This window comes from Lysobacter enzymogenes (assembly GCF_023617245.1).
GTDB lineage: Bacteria > Pseudomonadota > Gammaproteobacteria > Xanthomonadales > Xanthomonadaceae > Lysobacter > Lysobacter yananisis.
Window position 1 is genome coordinate 2758889 of the sequence record NZ_CP067396.1, and the last position, 17888, is coordinate 2776776.

The 17888-nt window shown below is 71.5% G+C and carries 10 protein-coding genes; 5 read left to right on the forward strand and 5 right to left on the reverse strand.

Features of this window, described 5'->3' with window-relative positions:
* Positions 1–55: 55 nt before the first annotated feature.
* The 5 genes from pgmB to JHW41_RS11690 form a co-directional block, all read right to left on the reverse strand.
* Complete coding sequence (gene pgmB, locus JHW41_RS11670) at positions 56–3046, reverse strand: beta-phosphoglucomutase (RefSeq protein ID WP_250450058.1); 2991 nt, start codon at positions 3044–3046, stop codon at positions 56–58.
* A 543-nt stretch (positions 3047–3589) separates the two neighbouring features.
* Positions 3590–4603 carry a LacI family DNA-binding transcriptional regulator gene (locus JHW41_RS11675; RefSeq protein WP_057947795.1) on the reverse strand — a complete coding sequence of 338 codons (1014 nt, stop codon included), beginning with the start codon at positions 4601–4603 and terminating at the stop codon, positions 3590–3592.
* Positions 4604–4718: 115 nt separating this feature from the next.
* Complete coding sequence (locus JHW41_RS11680; RefSeq protein ID WP_250450075.1) at positions 4719–6308, reverse strand: serine hydrolase domain-containing protein; 1590 nt, start codon at positions 6306–6308, stop codon at positions 4719–4721.
* A gap of 192 nt (positions 6309–6500) precedes the next feature.
* Positions 6501–8039 carry a M56 family metallopeptidase gene (locus JHW41_RS11685; RefSeq protein ID WP_250450077.1) on the reverse strand — a complete coding sequence of 513 codons (1539 nt, stop codon included), beginning with the start codon at positions 8037–8039 and terminating at the stop codon, positions 6501–6503.
* On the reverse strand, positions 8039–8431 hold the full coding sequence (locus JHW41_RS11690) for a BlaI/MecI/CopY family transcriptional regulator (protein ID WP_250450079.1): 393 nt from the start codon (positions 8429–8431) through the stop codon (positions 8039–8041). The genes JHW41_RS11685 and JHW41_RS11690 overlap by 1 nt, the downstream gene beginning before the upstream one ends.
* Before the next feature lie 379 nt (positions 8432–8810).
* On the opposite strand from JHW41_RS11690, the gene smc reads away from it, so the two are divergent.
* The 5 genes from smc to JHW41_RS11715 all read left to right on the forward strand — a co-directional run bounded on the left by smc (position 8811) and on the right by JHW41_RS11715 (position 17818).
* The gene (gene smc, locus JHW41_RS11695) at positions 8811–12314 is read left to right on the forward strand and encodes a chromosome segregation protein SMC (protein WP_250450090.1); all 3504 of its coding nucleotides are present in this window, start codon (positions 8811–8813) and stop codon (positions 12312–12314) included.
* 212 nt (positions 12315–12526) lie between these two features.
* Positions 12527–13297 (forward strand): cell division protein ZipA, encoded by a 771-nt coding sequence (zipA, locus tag JHW41_RS11700; RefSeq protein WP_250450092.1) that lies wholly within the window; start codon positions 12527–12529, stop codon positions 13295–13297.
* Positions 13298–13584: 287 nt separating this feature from the next.
* Complete coding sequence (gene ligA / locus JHW41_RS11705; protein ID WP_250450095.1) at positions 13585–15951, forward strand: NAD-dependent DNA ligase LigA; 2367 nt, start codon at positions 13585–13587, stop codon at positions 15949–15951.
* The gene (gene epmA, locus JHW41_RS11710) at positions 15948–16943 is read left to right on the forward strand and encodes an EF-P lysine aminoacylase EpmA (RefSeq protein WP_250450112.1); all 996 of its coding nucleotides are present in this window, start codon (positions 15948–15950) and stop codon (positions 16941–16943) included. The genes ligA and epmA overlap by 4 nt, the downstream gene beginning before the upstream one ends.
* Positions 16944–17047: 104 nt before the next feature.
* Positions 17048–17818 (forward strand): DUF3011 domain-containing protein, encoded by a 771-nt coding sequence (locus tag JHW41_RS11715; protein ID WP_250450114.1) that lies wholly within the window; start codon positions 17048–17050, stop codon positions 17816–17818.
* Positions 17819–17888: the final 70 nt, after the last annotated feature.

Genomic DNA, 17888 nt, shown 5'->3' on the forward strand with positions numbered 1-17888 from the left:
CGATATGGATTGTTGGTTTTGAGTGACCCCGCCGCGGCGATGCGTGCCGTCGCGGTCAGGGCGAAACGAAAGCGTCTACGTCGAAGGCCGCGATGTCGGCGAGGCAGGCGTCGGCCTGCGCGAGCGTCGTCGCGTCGCCGAGGCCGACCGCGGCCATGCCGGCGGACTTGATCGCGGCCACGCCGGCGGCGGCGTCCTCGATGCCGATGCACCGCGCCGGCGCCACGCCGAGCGCGGCGGCGACGTCGAGGAAGATGTCCGGCGCGGGCTTGGCGCGATCGATGCGCGCGGCGTCGGCGATGTAGTCGAAGCGCCCGGCGATGCCGAGCCGGTCGAGCAGGGCGGCGGCGTTGCGGCTGGCCGAGGCCAGGCCGAGCTTGAGCCCGCGCGCGCGCGCCTGTTCGAGCACGCGCGCCACGCCCGGGAACAGGTCGTTCGGGGTGACCTCGGCGATGGCTTCGACGTAATAGCCGTTCTTGCGTTCGGCCAGCGCCTGCTTCTGTTCGGCGCTCAGCGAACGGCCGGCGTGGCGCAGGATGATCTCCAGCGAACTCATCCGGTCCACGCCCTTGAGCTGCTCGTTGACCTGTTGGTCGAACGGCAGGCCTTCCTCGTCGGCCATGCGCTTCCAGGCGCGGTAGTGGGTCTGTGCGGTGTCGGTCAGCACGCCGTCGAGGTCGAAGATCAGCGCCTGGGCCGGTCGCGGGAAGCGTTCGCGCGCATCGACGTCGGCCACGGCCAGCGCTTGCCGTTGCGGCGCGTCCGCGCTCAGTTCGATGCGTCGGCCGGCATGGACGATGGTCAACGGCGCGCCGTCGAGCAGCGCGTATTCGACGCCGTCGCGGCGCACCTGCACGCGCAGGCGCCGGCCCTGCCAGCGCAGGCCGAAGGCGTAGCCGTCCCAGCGTTGCGGCAGGGTCGGGGCGAAGTGCAGCGTGCCGTCGATGGCGCGCAGGCCGGCGAAGCCCGAGGCCAATCCGAGCCACGTCCCCGCCAGCGCCGCCATGTGCACGCCGTGGTCGGTATTGCCGTGCAGATCGTCGAGGTCCACGCGCAGGTTGTCGTGGAAGAACGCCTCGGCCTGCGGCGCATGCCCGACTTCGCTGGCGAGGATGCCGAACACCGACGCCGACAGGGTCGAGTCGTGGGTGGTCACTGCCGCGTAGTAGTCGTAGCTGCGGCGCTTGACCTCGACCGGGATGCCGTCGCCGGCCAGCACCAGGCCCATCACCACGTCGGCCTGCTTGCAGACCTGGTAGCGATAGAGCGTGAGCGGGTGGTAATCCAGCAGCAGCGGCCGGTGCTCGCCTTCGCGCGGCGGGAACGGCCAGCGCGGCTTGTCGAGGAACGTGTCGTCCTGGGCGTAGATGCCCAGCGCGTCGTCGTAATGCAGGAACATCGATTCGGCGGCGCGGCGCCAGAGGTCGATTTCGTGCGCGTCCAACTGCAGCCGCTGCGCGAGTTCGCGCTGGCGCTGCGGACGCTCGCGTCCGAGCTGTTCCCAGGCCGCGACCGCGCGCTGCAGATGCCGCTGCGCCATGCGGTTGGTATAGAAATTGTTGTCGACCAGCGCGGTGTATTCGTCCGGGCCGGTCACGTCGTGAATGCAGAATGCGCCGCCGCGGCGCGGATTGAAGTGGCCGACCTGCGGCCAGATGCGCGCGGTCTCGAACAGCATTTCGGCGCCGAAGTCGGCGAGGAAGTCGAGATCGCCGCTGGCGTCGAGGTACAGGCCGATGCCGTAGGCCACCGCGGCGTTGATGTGGTAGGCCGCCGAACCGGACGGGTAATGCGCCGAACATTCGCCGCCAGCGATGGTGCGCCAGGGGAACAGCGCGCCGTGCGCGTGGTTCATCTCGCGCGCATGCCGGCGCGCCGGTTCCAGCGCGAGGAAGCGCGCGTGCAGCATCGCGCGCGCGACGTCCGGCGCGGTGTAGGCCATCACCGGCAGCATGAAGGCCTCGGTGTCCCAGAAATAATGGCCTTCGTAGCCCTCGCCGGTGAGGCCCTTGGCGGCGGTGCCGTCGATGCCGTTGCGGCCGGCCGATTGCAGCAGGTGGAACAGGTTGAAGCGCAGCGCCTGCTCGGAGCCGGCGTCGCCGGCGATGGCCAGGTCGGCGCCGTCCCAGAACCGCGCCAGCGCTTGCGCCTGGCGCGCGGCGATGGCGTCGAAGCCCTCGGCCTGCGCCTGCTGCAGCGCCAGCGCGGCGCCGGCGGGCAGGTCGGTGGCGTGCGGGTCGCGGTCGCTGGCGTAGGCGACGAATTTTTCCAGCGTTACCGACTCGCCCGGCCGCAACTGCGCGCCGTAGCGCTGGGCCACGCGTTCCTCGCCGACGTCGGCGCCGTCGAATCGCAGGCCGTCGGCGCGATGCGCCTGGCGGGCGACCACGCGCACGCCGCTGCGGCGGGTGGCCTGGACCACGTGCGCGCCGCGCTCGTCGGCCTGTCGCGCCAACAACCGCAGGCCTTCGGCCGAGGCCACGCCGATGCGCGGATCGTCGCCTTGCGCGGCGGCTTCATGGCCGCATTCGATCGCCGAGGCCAGGCTCAGCGCGCCGCTGTAATCGAGCGACACCACGCGGTAGCGGATCGCCAGCAAGTCGACGCCGGCCACGCCGCTGTCGAACGGCAGCACGCGTTCGGCGTGGATCTCCACCGTCGCGCCGGCGGCGTTGCGCAATACGCTGCGGCGCGACGAGCGGCCCTGGCGCAAATCCAGTTCGCGTTCGAACGCGTCCTGCGGCGCCGGCCGCAGCCGTTCGTCGCCGAGGAACACCGCGATGCGCTGGCCGTCGGCGACCGGCAGGCGGGTATCGGTGTGGCGTGGGAAACCGGTGAAGCGTTCGTGGTAGTGGATCGGGTGCTGTTCGTAGACTGCGGCCAGGAAGCTGCCGTCGCTGCCGCCATCGGCCTCTTCCAACCCGCCGCGTACGCCGAGCGAACCATTCGCCAACGCGAACAGGGTTTCGTCGCGGCGCGCGCGCGCCGGATCCAGGCCGCTGCGGCGCAAGCGCCAGGGGTCCGGCTTGGCGGAAGAGGGAAGCACAGCGGAAGCGGGGATCTGAACGGTCACGCGTCAAGGCCTGCAAGCGGGGCCGCAGGACGCTGCGGCTTCGATGGAAGCGGACCGTAGTGATTGATTGTTATCGATGTCAAGTTACCGATAACAATCGACCTGGGCGCGGCCTGTCCGCGGCCAGCATCTGAGCCCTGGACGCGCGGACCAAGCTTGCTGAATCAGTGACTTGGCCGATTGCGGCGATGCGCGAACCGGCCTTTCCCCTAGGCCGTGCGTCGCTGCAACGCAGCAAGAACTGCGCGGCCGCGAAGCGCCCTGTAGGAGCGGCGCGAGCCGCGACCGCGCCAGTGCATCTACGGCGGAACCCTCGGTGCCGACGCAACGGGCAGACCTGCTTTCGACGCGACCGGCCGGTCCGCGGTCGCGGCTCGCACCGCTCCTACAGGGCGAGCCCGCGGCTTTTGTGGGAGCGGCGCGAGCCGCGACCGCGCCAATGCAATTACGGCGGAACCCTTAGTGCCGACGCAACAGCCAGGCCCGCGTCCGGCGCGAGCAGCCGCGCCGTCGGGCTCAGGTCACCCGCGCGACCAGATGCGTCGGCAGGATCTCCGACGCCGCCGGCTCGCCTTCGATCAAGGCCAGCACCTTGCGCGCCAACAGTACGCCGGCGTCGACGAAGTTCTGGTGGATCGAGGTCAGCGGCGGCAGGTAGGTCGCGCCCAGCGGGGTGTCGTCGTAGCCGATCACCGACACGTCCTCGGGCACGCGCCGGCCGCGTTCGATCAGGGCGCGGATCGCGCCGATCGCGAGCAGGTCGCTGGCGGCGAACAGGGCGTCGAATTGCGGGTGTTGGTCGAGCAGGGCGTGCACGGCCTGGGCGCCGGCGCTGACGGTGAAGTTGGCCACGGTCGGGGTCAGCGGTTCGATGCCGTGGCCGCGCAGGGCCTCGCGGAAGCCGAGCAGGCGTTCGGCGAATTCGCCGTGGGCGTCGTCGCCGAGGAACACCGGCCGGCGCCGGCCCAGCGCCAGGAAGCGCTCGGCGGCGAGCTTGCCGCCGCGCTGGTTGTCGCTGCCGACCACCACCTGCGATTCGTGCCGGCTGACCGCGCCCCACACCACCATCGGCCGGCCCCAGCGGCGCACTTCGTGCATCGCGTCCTCGTGCGCGCCCTGGCCGAGCAGGATCACTCCGTCGGCGGCCTGCACGCTGGGCAGCGCGCCGCCCTGCAGCGAGGTCAGCAGCACGCTGTAACCGGCCGAAGTCAGCTCCTGGCTGATGCCGCCGAGCAGGTCCAGCGGATACGGCCCGGACATCTGCCGCTCGACCGTGGGCTTCATTTCCACCACCACCGCCACGGTCATGCTGCGGCGCAGGCGCAGGTTGCGCGCGCTGATGTTGAACTGGTAGCCCTGGCGCTCGGCCAGCTCCTTGATTCGCTGGCGGGTCTCGGGATTGACCAGCGGGCTGTCGCGCAATGCGCGCGAGACGGTGATCGCCGAGACCCCGGCCAGCTCGGCCAGGTCGGCCATGGTCAGGTGTTCGCCGGCCTTGCGGGTCGGGTTGGCAGCGCGCGGTCGGCTCATGGGCGGGTAGGCGGCGGTCCTGGCGGAATCGCGTGGAAGGCGGGCCGCCCCTATTTACCACGGCGCGCGCGAGGCCTGTGCGCGGACCGCGCGCGCGCCGCCGTCCGGCGCGCGGTTACGGCGTGGCGGCACGCCCGTCCGCGCGCGCCGGCTGCGCGGGTTGGCGGCGGTAGTAGGCATGCGCATCGCCGGCGATCACGCTGAGCGCCCGGACCGCGCCATGCGCATCGCGGTGGAACTCCAGCTCCGCGCTGTTGGCCGCGCCGGCGCCGAGGAAGCGGGTCGGTCCCAGCGCCCGCAGCTTGGCATCGGCCTCATCCGGCAGGCGCAGCAACAGCGCGTCGGCGGCTGTTTCGATGGTCAGCGCGTCGTAGTCGAACCAGTCGGCGAGCGCGCCGCGCACATCCATCGGCACCGCCGGGTCGAGCCGGTAGGTGCCGGCGTAGTCGGCCCAGCCCGGTGCGGCGGCGTCCGCGGCGACGGTGCGGATCGGCGGCTTGACCCCGTCGCCGAGCGCGTCGGAGATCGCGTTGCGGATTTCGCCGCGCAGCGCGCTGCCGTTGGCGCCGTTGGTGAGGATGACGAAGCCGAAGCCGGTCTGCGGATACCCCTCGATGCCGGCGTGGTAGCTGTCGTTGCTGCCGTTGTGGAAGAAGCGCCGGGCGACGCCGGCGCCGGCCAGTTCCGGGCCCAGCCCGCGCCTGCCGGGCGATACCGCGGTGGTCATCTCGGCGAACAGCGCGGGCGGCAGCAGGCCGTCGCCGCGGCGGCTGCGCAGCAGCGCGGCGACGAAGCCGCCGAGATCGCGCGCGCTGGTCCACAGGCCCGAGGCGCCCTGTTCGGGAAAGCTCTCCCAGCCGCGCGGCAAGGCGGTGCGCGCGCCGTTGCGGTCGTGGGCGTGGGCGATGTTGCCGCGGCTGGCCGGCAATGGGTTGTCGAAGCTGCTGCGGCGCATGCCCGCCGGCTCAAACACCTGCGCGCGCGCCACCGCTTCCAGCGGCTGGCCGGCGACGTCCTCGACGATCTGCTGCTCGACCATGATCCCGCCGCCGGAGTAATCCATGCGCGTGCCCGGCGGGTACTGCAGCCGGATCGGCGGATTCTTGGCCGGCGGCTTTCCGTCGAGGGTCTGCAGCAGCGTCGGCAGGGCTTCGCCGGGCTGGTAGTCCTCGAAGCCGTGCACGTTGAGGCCGGAGGTATGCGACAGCAGCATGCGCAGGGTCACGCGCGGGTCGGCGATGGCCGGCGCGGGCGGGATCCGCCACGACTTGAGGTAGTCGCCGACGTCGCGGTCCAGGTCGAGCCGGCCTTGCGCGACCAGGCGCAGCGTGGTCGCCGCGGTGATCATCTTGCTGACCGAGCCGACCGAGAACAGCGTGTCGGCGTCGATCGCCTCGGCGCTGCCGGCCGCGCGCACGCCGTAGCCGACCGCGTAGACCGGCTGGCCGTCCTGGACCAGGGCGATGGCGACGCCGGGGACCTTGTGATGGGCCATGCGCTGCTGCAGCGTCCAGCGCGGAACAGCCTCGCCGGCAGCGACCACGCTGGGGCGCAGGCCGCGTTCGATCGCCGCGGCGAGGCCGGCGAGATCGCGCGTTGCCGGCGCGGCCGTGGGCGCGGACGGCGGCGGTGCGGGCGTGTGCGCCGCGGCGGGGCCGGCGAACAGGCAGAACGCGAAGGTGCAGGCGAGCAGGCTGGATTTCATCGGATCGTCCTTGTGGGCTGTTAGTGCGGCGCGGCGGCGGGCGAGGGGCGATTGCTGGTGACGGGCGAGGGAAAATCGAAACGGGCGGGGACAACCATCGAAAAGCAGGCGCAAGCGGCCCCCGCGGCGGGCCGAGACGGCCCGCGCTCGCAATGGCGCAGCGGTGGAAGGCGGGGCCGCGGCGGGCGGCGCTCAGGGCCGGCCGGCGACGGCTCCGTGTTCGATCAGGTAGGCGCGCACGCGCGGGTCGGCGGCCTGGTTCAGCGGCGAGCGCCAGCGTCCCAGCCAGCCGTCGGCGACCACGCCGAGGTTGACGTCGGCGCCGTGCGCGACCAGGTACTGCACGGTCTCCAGATGGCCTTCGCGGGCGGCGTTGATCAGCGGGGTCTCGTCGTAGGTCACCACCCGGTTGACGTCGGCGCCGGCCAGGACCAGCCGCGCGACGATCGGCTGGGCGCCGAGCTCGGCCGCCACGATCAGCGGATTGCCTTCGCCGAGCGCGGCCCGGTCCGGGTCGGCGCCGAGCGCCAGCAGCGCGTCGACGGTGGCGAGGTTGCGCGCGCGCACCGCTTCGATCAGCGCGGTGCCGTCGCCGATCACCCGCGCGTCGATGTCGGCGCCGGCGCGCACCAGCCGCCGCGCCTCGGCGCTGTCGCCGCGGCGCGCGGCGGCGAGCAGGGCGACCACGTCGGCGCGGGGTTCGGCGGTGGGCGCGGGCAGCGACAGGCGCGGGGCGCCGGCGATGCACAGGCCGGCGAACGCGGCCAGCGCCGCCGCGCATCCGCCGGCGGCGAGGCGGCGGCGACCGGGCGCGCCGGCGGGAAAGGCGGCGAGCAGGCCGTCGATGCGCTGGGCCAGGTGGCTGCGCCGTTGCAGCATCGCCACCGCCAGCGGTTCGGGCCGTTCGCCGAGTTCCAGCAGGACCTCGGCGCTGTCGATCAGCGAGCCGGCGAAGTACACGCCCGAGCCGCTCGCGGCGGCGCGCGCGTCGCAGGCCATCTCGCGGGCCAGGTCCAGGCGCGATTGCAGCGCGCCGAGGAACGGGTTCCACCAGAAGGCCGCGCGCGCCAGCTGTACCGCCGCCGCCGACCACAGGTCGCCGCGGCGGATGTGGGCGAATTCGTGGCGCAGGATGTCGCGCAGCGCGTCGGCCTCGAGGCGCTCGCTCAACGGCCGCGGCAGCAGCACGGTGGGGCGCAGCAGGCCGACCACCATCGGGCCGTCGACCGCGGTGGTGGCGATGCGCGTGCGCGGCGGCAGCTCGCGCGCCAGCAGCGCTTCCAGCGCCGGCGCCGGCCGCGCGCCGCGGCGCAGGCGGCGCGCGTGGCGCGCGCCTTCGACCAGGCGCATCAGCTGCCACAACGCGCCCAGCGCCCAGGCCAGCGCCAGCGCGCCGGGCAGCGAACGCGGGATCTCCAGGTACAGCATGTCCGCGCGCTGGCCGGCGTTGTAGATCGCCTCGTCCGGCGCCGGGCCTTCCTCGGGATGCGGCGAGAAGCTGTGCGCGGGCGCGCCGAACACCGGCGAGGGCGCGCCCGGCAGCAGGCTCGCCAGCGGCGCCAGGGCCGCCAGCGCGAACAGCGCCAGCAGCAGCCACGAGCGCAGTTCCGCATCGAGCGCGCGCAGCCGCGCGAACGCGATGGCCATGGCCAGCAACACCGCCGCCTGCAGCAAATGCAGGCCGATCAGCGTCGGCACGGCGCGGATCAGCGATTCGGACAGGGTCTCCATCAGCCGTTCCCCCGCTGCTTGGCCGCCTCGACCTTGGCCCGCAAGGCCTTGAGCTCGTCGCGTCCGACCTCGTCCTGGTCGAGCAGGTGCTGCGCCAGCAGGTTCGGCGAGCCCTCGAAGAAGCGCAGCAGCAACTGGTCCAGGGCCTGCCGGCGCGCCTGCTCGCGGCTGATCGCGGCGCGGTAGACGAAGGCGCGGCCTTCCTGGCGATGGGTCACGAAGCCCTTCTTGGCCAGTACGTTGAACGTGGTCAGCACGGTCGTGTAGGCGACCGGCTTGTGCTGCGAGAGCGTGTCGGCGACCTCGCGCACCGAGGCTTCGCCGCGGTCCCACAGCACTTCCAGGATCGCCTGTTCGGACGGGGTCGGGGTGGGAGAGGAGGGACGGGCCATGGCGATCTACCGGTGAAAGGACGGCGGCGGGCGTGCCCGGACCACGGCTTGCCCGGACTGCGACGGGTTCGAAACAACAGGTTCGAACTACAACGGGTTCGAACTACAACGAGTTCGTTAGTAGAGACATCGGAGCACGCCGCTTCCGGGGCTGTCAACTATCGAATTAGTAGCCGCGCCGCGACCGCCGCCGCGGGCTGAACGCGAAGCGCGACCGCGGCCCGGGCCGGGCGTCCACGGCGGGCTCGGCGCCGGCCCGCTATACTCCCAGGCAGGCGCGGCCAAACGCTGCGCCGGGCCCAGCAGATTCAATCGCTTGCCCGCACTGCCTAACCTAATTTCCACGGCCGCGTCCGCCGTCCAGAGGCCCCAACGCCGCATGCGTCTGTCCACGATCAAGCTGTCCGGTTTCAAGTCCTTCGTCGACCCGACCACGCTGCACCTGCCCACCAACATGACCGGCGTCGTCGGTCCCAACGGCTGCGGCAAGTCGAACATCATCGACGCGGTGCGCTGGGTGATGGGCGAGAGCTCGGCCAGCCGGCTGCGCGGCGACTCGCTGACCGACGTGATCTTCGCCGGTTCCTCCGCGCGCAAGCCGGTGTCGCAGGCCATGGTCGAGCTGATCTTCGACAACTCCGACCACACCATCACCGGCGAATACGGCGCGTTCAACGAGATTTCGGTCAAGCGCACGGTCAGCCGCGACAGCGTCAACCAGTACTACCTCAACGGCGCCAAGTGCCGCCGCCGCGACATCACCGACCTGTTCCTCGGCACCGGCCTGGGGCCGCGCAGCTATTCGATCATCGAGCAGGGCATGATCTCGCAAGTCATCGAGGCCAAGCCCGAGGAACTGCGCGTCTACCTGGAAGAAGCCGCCGGCATCTCCAAGTACAAGGAACGGCGCAAGGAAACCGAGACCCGCATCCGCCACACCCGCGAGAACCTCGACCGCCTGAACGACCTGCGCGAGGAAGTCGGCAAGCAGCTCGAACACCTGCGCCGGCAGGCGCGCCAGGCCGAGCAGTACCAGGCGATCCAGGCCGAGCGCAAGGTCAAGGACGTGGAGTGGAAGGCGCTGGAATACCGCGCGCTCGATCAGAAGTTGCAGGCCCAGCGCGAGAAACTCTCGCAGCAGGAAACCCGCCTGCAGCAGCTCATCGCCGAACAGCGCGAGGCCGAGCGCGAGTTGGAGACCGGGCGCGTGCGCCGCGAGGAAGCGGCCGAGGCCTTGAACAAGGCGCAGGCCGCCAGCTACGAAGTCGGCGGCGCGCTGGCGCGGATCGAACAGCAGATCCAGCACCAGCGCGACCTGTCCGGGCGCCTGCGCAAGGCGCGCGAGGAAGCGCTGGCGCAATTGGAGGAGATCGGCGAGCACATCGGCAGCGACCAGGCGCGGCTGGACGTGCTGATGGCCGCGGTCGCCGACGCCGAGCCGCGCCTGGAGGCGCTGCGCGAAGACGACGAAGCCCGCCAGGACGCGCTGCGCGACGCCGAGGCCAAGCTGCAGGACTGGCAGCAGCGCTGGGACGGCCACAGCCGCGAGCAGTCCGAAGCCGCGCGCGCGGCCGAAGTCGAGCGCACCCGGATCGAGGGCCTGGACCGCCAGACCCTCGACGCCGACCGTCGCCGCGAAGCGCTGGCGAGCGAGCGCTCCGGCCTCGACGTCGCCGCCCTGGCCGCGGCGTTCGAACAATTGCAGAGCCAGCACGACCTGCAGAAGGAATCGCTGGACAGCCTCACCGAAGAACTGGAAAACCGTAAGGGCTCGCTCGCCGACCTGCAGGAACAGCAGCGTTCGACCCAGAACCAGCTGGCCGAGGTGCGCAAGCAGGCGCAGACCTCGCGCGGCCGCCTGTCGTCGCTGGAAACCCTGCAACACGCCGCGCTCGGCCAGGAGCAGGGCGCGGCGCTGAGCTGGCTCAAGGCGCGCGGGCTGGATTCGGCGCAGCGCGTCGGCGAAGCGTTGAGCGTGGAGGCGGGCTGGGAGAACGCGGTGGAAAGCGCGCTCGGCCAGCTCATCGAGGGCGTGCTGGTGGAGGCGCCCGAAGCGCTGGTCGACGCCATCGGCGAACTCGGCGAGGGCCGCCTGACGCTGGTCTCGCCCGAACGCGACGGCGCGACCTATGCGCCGACCTCGCTGGCGTCGAAGGTGCAGGGCCCGGCCGCGATCCGGCGCCTGCTCGCGCGCCTGCACGGTGCCGACGACCTCGCCGCGGCGCGCGCGCTGGTCGCGCAACTGGGCCCCGAGGACACCGTGATCACCCGCAACGGCGAGCGCCTCGGCGCCGGCTGGCTGCGGGTGCTGCGCTCCGGCGCGGCCAAGCAGGGCGCCTTGCTGCGCGAGCGCGAGATCCAGACCCTGCGCGCGGAGATCGAAGAACTGCAGGAGCGCGAGCGCGAGCTCGAGCAGGGCCAGATCCAGTTGCGCGACCGCGCCCTGGCCGCCGAACAGCACCGCGAAGACGCGCAGCGCTCGCTGTACATGGCCCACCGCAGCGTGTCCGAGCTGGCCGGCCAGTTGCAGAGCCACCAGGGCCGGTTGGACCAGGCGCGCAACCGCATCGACAAGATCGACGCCGACCTGGAACAACTGCTGATCGCGCTCGACGCCGGCAACGAACAGGCGCGCGAGGCGCGCCTGCGCCAGGAAACGGCGGTCGAGCGCATGGGCGAGCTGGAAGACCAGCGCCAGCGCCTGGAAGCCGAGCGCAGCCGCCTGTTCGAGGCGCGCGATTCGGCGCGGACCATGGCGCGCGAATCGCGCGACGCGTCCCATGCCCTGGTGCTGAGCCTGGAAACCCAGCGCGCGCAGATCGCCGGCCTGGCCCAGACCCTGCAGCGCATGGGCGGCCAGCGCGGCCAGCTCGACACCCGCCTGGGCGAACTGACCGCCCAGCTCAGCGACGGCGACCGGCCGGTGCAGGACCTCGAACAGCAGCGCCAGGTCGCGCTGGAGCAGCGGGTGATTGCCGAGCAGGACCTGACCGGCGCGCGCAGCGCGCTGGACGGGATCGACAACGACCTGCGCAAGTTCGAGCAGACCCGCCAGCAGCGCGACGAACAGGCGCTGCAACAGCGCGAGGCCATCGGCCAGCGCCGGCTGGAACAGCAGGCGCTGGTGCTCAAGGCCGAGACCCTGACCGAAGCCATCGCCGAAGCCGGCGCGGTGCTGCAGGACGTGGTCGACGCGCTCGAGGAAGACGCCGATCCGCAGACCTGGGAACGCGCCGTCGCCGACCTCGACAACAAGCTGCGCCGGCTCGAACCGGTCAACCTGGCGGCGATCGCCGAGCACGCCGAAGCCGCGCAGCGCAAGGATTATCTGGATGCGCAGAACACCGACCTGACCACCGCGCTGGAGACCCTGGAAGAGGCGATCCGCAAGATCGACCGCGAGACCCGCGGCCGTTTCAAGGACACCTTCGACCGGGTCAATTCCGGCGTGCAGGAGTTGTACCCGCGCCTGTTCGGCGGCGGTCACGCTTACCTGGAGCTCACCGGCGAGGACCTGCTCGACACCGGCGTGGCGATCATGGCGCGGCCGCCGGGCAAGCGCGTGTCCAACATCTCGCTGCTGTCCGGCGGCGAGAAGGCGATGACCGCGGTGGCGCTGGTGTTCGCGATCTTCCGCTTGAACCCGGCGCCGTTCTGCCTGCTCGACGAGGTCGACGCGCCGCTCGACGAAGCCAACGTCGGTCGCTTCACCGCGATGGTCAGCGAGATGAGCGAGCAGGTACAGTTCCTGTTCGTGAGCCACAACAAGGCGACGATGGAAGCCGCGCAGCAACTGTCGGGCGTGACCATGCGCGAGCCGGGCGTGAGCCGGCTGGTGTCGGTCGACCTGGCCGAGGCGACGCGCCTGGCCGGCGCCGCGTAAGTCCGCCGCGCTCGCCGGCAGCGGGCATGGAGAATCGCGAGTCGTTCGAGCGGCACCGACGCGTCTTAACGATTCTCTATCTCTCGATTCGCGATTCCCGTACAAGATCAACCCAGGATCGGAACGCCGACTAGAGAATCGAACGACCGCATCGCGCTCCGACGATTCCCGATTCCCCACTTCCGATTTCCAGCACCAAAAGGAGCAACCGAATGTCCGACGTGACCCTGATGAGGATCGGCATCCTGATCGCCGGCCTGATCCTGATCGTCGCGATCGTGTTCTTCGGCCGACCGCGCAAGAGCGGCCAGGGCAAGCGCATCGCCCGCGAGGACGAGGCGCGCGGCGGCGAACGCAAGCCGGCGGCGCGCCAGGAGCCGAGCCTGGGCGAGCAGATCGAGAACGAACTGGGCGCGGGCGGCCAGCCGGTCGGCGAGGCCACCAGCCAGGCCGAACTGGAGCTGTTCGACCGCACCCTGGAAGGCGGCGCCAACGCCGCAACCAGCGAACTGGGCCGGCGCGTCAGCGACGAGTTCGACAAGATCGTGACCCTGTACCTGGCCGCGCGCGCGGGCCAGAAGCTGCACGGTCCGGACATCGTGGTCGCGGCCGAGAAGGCCGGCCTGGTCTACGGCCACATGGGCGTCTACCACCGTCTGGTCGAGGGCCATCCCGAGCGCGGCCCGGTGTTCAGCGTGGCCAACATCATGAAGCCCGGCAGCTTCGACATGGCCCAGATCCAGGCGCTGGAGACCCCGGCGATCGCGTTCTTCCTGACCCTGCCGGCGCCGGTGCCGGCGCTCGACGCCTGGGAAACCATGCTGCCGACCGCCCAGCGCATGGCCGAACTGCTCGACGCGGTGGTCCTGGACGAACAGCGCAACGCCCTGGGCCGCCAGCGCATCGCCCACTTGCGCGACGAGTTGCGCGCCTACGACCGCCAGCGCGAAGCGCCGCCGCTGAGCAAGCCGACGCGTTGGTGAGCCTGACGCCCCGCTTCGGTGGGGCGTCGTCGTTCTGGCCGTAGTCCTTTGTAAGAGCGGCGCGAGCCGCGACTGCGCCAACGCAACCACGTCGAATCTTCGCCATCGCCGTCCTGGCCGAGCACCGGGCTTCCGGCTTGCGCCGTAATCGGATTGGCGCAGTCGCGGCTCGCGCCGCGTCTACAGGGGCTCCAGGCCGCGACGTCGCATCACGGGCGACTTCGATCATCCACAATTGTGCGATTCCCGTTCAAAATGCCGCCATCGCCGCGCCAGGACGCCGACCCGTGACCCCGAACAACACCGCGGACCAAGCCGCGCAGCGCGCCGCCGAACTGCGCGCCCAACTCGAAGACGCCAACTACCGCTACTACGTCCTCGACGACCCGACCCTGGCCGATGCCGACTACGACCGCCTGCTGCGCGAACTCGAGGCGCTGGAGGCCGCGCATCCGGCGCTGGCCTCGGCCGATTCGCCGACCCAGCGCGTGGGCAGCTCGCCCTCGGGCCAGTTCGCGCAGGTCCGCCACGCGGTGCCGATGCTGTCGCTGGGCAACGCCTTCAGCGACGAGGAGGTCGCCGACTTCGTGCGCCGGATCGCCGAGCGGCTGGACCGCGACGATCCCGAGTTCTCGGTCGAACCCAAGCTCGACGGCCTGGCGATCAGCCTGCGCTACGAGAACGGCGCCTTCGTCCAGGGCGCGACCCGCGGCGACGGCGCCACCGGAGAGGACGTCACCGCCAACCTGCGCACGGTCAAGGCCATTCCGATGAAGCTGCGCGGCGGCGACTGGCCGGCGCTGCTGGAAGTGCGCGGCGAGGTGTACATGCCGCTGGCCGCGTTCAAGGCCTACAACGAGAAGGCCATCGCCGAGGGCGGCAAGATCCTGGCCAATCCGCGCAACGGCGCGGCCGGCTCGCTGCGCCAGCTCGATCCGCGCATCACCGCGCAGCGGCCGTTGGCGTTCTACGCCTACGCCGTCGGCGTGGTCGCCGAGGATTACGCGTTGCCGGCCAGCCACTCGGCCACGCTGAAGCGACTGCGCGAGTGGGGCTTCCCGGTCAGCGCCGAAAGCGGCGTGGTCGCCGGCACCGACGGCCTGCTCGGCTACTACCGGCAGATGGGCGCCAAGCGCGATTCGCTGCCGTTCGACATCGACGGCGTGGTCTACAAGCTCGACGATTATGCCGGCCAGCGCGAGATGGGCTTCGTCTCGCGCGCGCCGCGTTGGGCGATCGCGCACAAGTTCCCGGCCCAGGAGCAGACCACGGTGCTGGAAGGCATCGACATCCAGATCGGCCGCACCGGCGCGGCCACGCCGGTGGCGCGGCTCAAGCCGGTGCAGGTGGCCGGCGTGGTGGTCACCAACGCGACCCTGCACAACGCCGACCAGATCGCGCGCCTGGACGTGCGCATCGGCGATACGGTGATCGTGCGCCGCGCCGGCGACGTGATTCCCGAAGTGGCGCGGGTGGTGCCCGAGTACCGCGCGCCCGACGCGCCGCAGTGGCGCATGCCCGAGCACTGCCCGGTATGCGGCTCGGAGATCCTGCGCGAAGAGGACGGGGTGGTGTGGCGCTGCTCCGGCGGCCTCACCTGCGCCGCGCAGCGCAAGCAGGCCGTCGGCCACTTCGCTTCGCGCCGGGCGATGGACATCGAAGGCCTGGGCGATCGCTACATCGAGGACCTGTCGGACCTGGGCTATGTGCAGTCGGTCGCCGACCTGTACAAGCTCGAACTCGACGATCTGCTGGAAATGAAGCGCCGCGCCGACGAGCGCGACGGCACCACCCCCGAAACGGTCAAGGCCGGCAAGGTCGCGACCAAATGGGCCGAGAACCTGATCGAGGCCATCGACCGCAGCCGCGACACCACGCTGGAGCGGTTCCTGTTCGCGCTCGGCATCCAGCACGTCGGCGAAAGCACGGCCAAGGCGCTGTCGGCGTGGCTGGGCGACCTGGCGCTGATCCGGCGCCTGCCGTGGCCGGTGTTCAAGCGCCTGCCCGATGTCGGCGGCGAAGTCGCGCGCGCGCTCGGCCATTTCTTCGACCAGCCGGGCAACCAGCAGGTGATCGACGACCTGCTCGCGCGCGGCGTGCGCGCCGGCGAGCCGCATCCGCCGTCGGCCAAGCTGCGCGACGGCCTCAACTTGGCGACGCTGCTGGTCGACATGGAGATTCCCAAGGTCACCAGGATCCGCGCCGACCAACTCGCCGCCGCGTTCGGCGACGCGCAGAAACTGCTCGACGCGCCGGAGCATGCCTACGTCACCGCGGGCCTGCCGGCGGAAAGCGCGCAGGCGCTGGCCTCGTGGTTGAGCGTGGACGAGAACGCGCAGCTGCTGTCCCGGGTCGGCGAGGCGCTGGCGCGGCTGGACGCGCTGACGCCGGCGGCGTCGGCCGCGCCCGCGGCGGGCGGGCCGCTGGACGGCAAGACCGCGGTGCTGACCGGCGGCCTGGACGCGATGAGCCGCGACGAAGCCAAGGAACGCCTGGAAAAGCTCGGCGCCAAGGTCTCCGGCAGCGTGTCCAAGAAGACCGGTTTCGTCGTCGCCGGCAGCGATGCCGGTTCCAAGCTGGCCAAGGCGCAGGAACTCGGCGTCGAGGTGTGGGACGAGGCGAAGCTGCTGGCGTTCCTGGCCGAACACGAATGAGCGCGGCGACGGCGGATGCGGGCTGGCGGCCGTCGGCCGGATTCGAGGCGCTGCGCCTGCGCGCGCGCCTGAACGCATCGGTGCGCGCGTTCTTCGCCGAGCGCGGCGCGACCGAAGTGGAAACCCCGGTGCTGTCGCGCGCCGGCAACACCGACCCGAACATCGCTTCGTTCGCGCTGGAATTCAGCGGCCGCACCGACGGCGCGCCGCGCACGCGCTGGCTGCGCACCTCGCCGGAGTTCCCGCTCAAGCGCCTGCTCGCCGCCGGTTTCGGCGATTGCTACGAACTCGGCCGGGTGTTCCGCGACGGCGAGGCCGGCGGCCGCCACAACCCCGAATTCACCATGCTCGAATGGTATCGGCTCGGCTGGGACCATCGCCGCCTGATCGGCGAAACCGCCGCGCTGGTGCGCGCGGCGCTGGCCCTGGTCGGGCGCGAGGCGTCGCTGCGCGAGGTCGCTTATCGCGAGTTGTATCGCGAGCGCCTCGGTTTGGATCCGTTCACCGCCGACGAGGCGCAACTGCGCGCCGCGCTCGGCGACGTGGTGATCGATCCGGACGGGTTGAACCGCGACGACTGGCTCGACCTGTTGATGACCCATCGCCTGCAGCCGCAGTTCGGCCGCGACGAGATGTTGGCCGTGCGCGATTACCCGGCCTCGCAATGCGCGTTGGCGCGGGTGCGCGAGGACGCCGACGGCTTCGCCGTGGCCGAGCGCTTCGAGTTGTACCTGGGATCGCTGGAGTTGGCCAACGGCTATCACGAGTTGGCCGATGCGGCCGAGCAGGGCGCGCGTTTCGATCGCGATCGCGGCGTACGCGCGCAGCGCGGCGCCGCGTCGCCGCCGCGCGACGAGGCCTTGCTGGCGGCGCTCGCGTCCGGTTTTCCCGATTGCGCCGGCGTCGCCCTGGGCATGGATCGGTTGCTGATGGCGATGCTCGATACCGCGCACATCGCCGACGTGCTGGCGTTCGACTTCACGCTCGCTTGACCGCGGTGAACGCTGCGCCTGCCTGGATCGGCCGGGTGGGGGTTTTTCGTTGCAAGTTCACGGTTCGCGGTTAGAGTGATGGCACCAGTCGCAGGGGGCCATGCATGGGTAGTCTGAAAGCCGCGATTCGCCTGTGCGCGTTGACCGCTGCGGCGGGCGCCAGCGCGGCCTTCGCGGTGCCGGCAACGGCCGAGCCCGCGGGCGAGCGGCTGTACGGCGGCAACCTGTTGCGTTGCGCTTCCGAAGGCGAGGAGACCGTGCGTTGCCCGGCCGATACCCGCGGCGGCGTGCGCCTGGTCCGGCGCACTTCGGGCAAGCCTTGCGTGGAAGGCACCAGCTGGGGCGCCGATCGCGGCGGCGTGTGGGTGGCGCAAGGTTGCGCGGCCGATTTCCTGCTCGGTCGCGGCGGCAGCGGCGCCGACAGCACCCGCGGCGCGCGCGTGATCAAGTGTGAGTCGCTCGGCGGGCGCTGGAACCATTGCCCGGCGCGTAGCGAGGACGGCGTGGCCCTGGCCCAGCAACTGTCCAAGCAACCCTGCCTGCGCAACCAGACCTGGGGCACCGACCGCAGCGGCGTGTGGGTCGCCGGCGGTTGCCGCGGCGAATTCCGCCTGCTCGGCGCGCAGCCCGAGGACCAACCCGCGGCGGCGGCGGCGACCGATGACGGCCGCAAGCTGATCAAGTGCGAATCCCTCGACCGCCGCGCGCGCCGCTGCGATGGCGACACCGGCTCGGGTGTGCGCATGGTCAAGCAATTGTCCAAGACCGAATGCGTGGAAGGCCGCAGCTGGGGCTTCGATGCGCATGGCGTGTGGGTCGAAGGCGGTTGCCGCGCCGAGTTCGAGCTGGACTATCGCGGCAACGGCGGCGGCTGACCCGGCGGCTGCGCGAGTCCGCCGCGCGCGCAAGTCTGCGCAATGGGGCCGGATCGGTCGGTGCGCGGCG

What these genes read in the sequence shown, in the direction of transcription:
- JHW41_RS11675 (WP_057947795.1), bottom strand. Translation starts at nt 4,603, where the DNA reads ATGAGCCGACCGCGCGCTGCCAACCCGACCCGCAAGGCCGGCGAACAC.
- JHW41_RS11680 (WP_250450075.1), bottom strand. Translation starts at nt 6,308, where the DNA reads ATGAAATCCAGCCTGCTCGCCTGCACCTTCGCGTTCTGCCTGTTCGCC.
- JHW41_RS11685 (WP_250450077.1), bottom strand. Translation starts at nt 8,039, where the DNA reads ATGGAGACCCTGTCCGAATCGCTGATCCGCGCCGTGCCGACGCTGATC.
- JHW41_RS11690 (WP_250450079.1), bottom strand. Translation starts at nt 8,431, where the DNA reads ATGGCCCGTCCCTCCTCTCCCACCCCGACCCCGTCCGAACAGGCGATC.
- smc (WP_250450090.1), top strand. Translation starts at nt 8,811, where the DNA reads ATGCGTCTGTCCACGATCAAGCTGTCCGGTTTCAAGTCCTTCGTCGAC.
- zipA (WP_250450092.1), top strand. Translation starts at nt 12,527, where the DNA reads ATGTCCGACGTGACCCTGATGAGGATCGGCATCCTGATCGCCGGCCTG.
- epmA (WP_250450112.1), top strand. Translation starts at nt 15,948, where the DNA reads ATGAGCGCGGCGACGGCGGATGCGGGCTGGCGGCCGTCGGCCGGATTC.
- JHW41_RS11715 (WP_250450114.1), top strand. Translation starts at nt 17,048, where the DNA reads ATGGGTAGTCTGAAAGCCGCGATTCGCCTGTGCGCGTTGACCGCTGCG.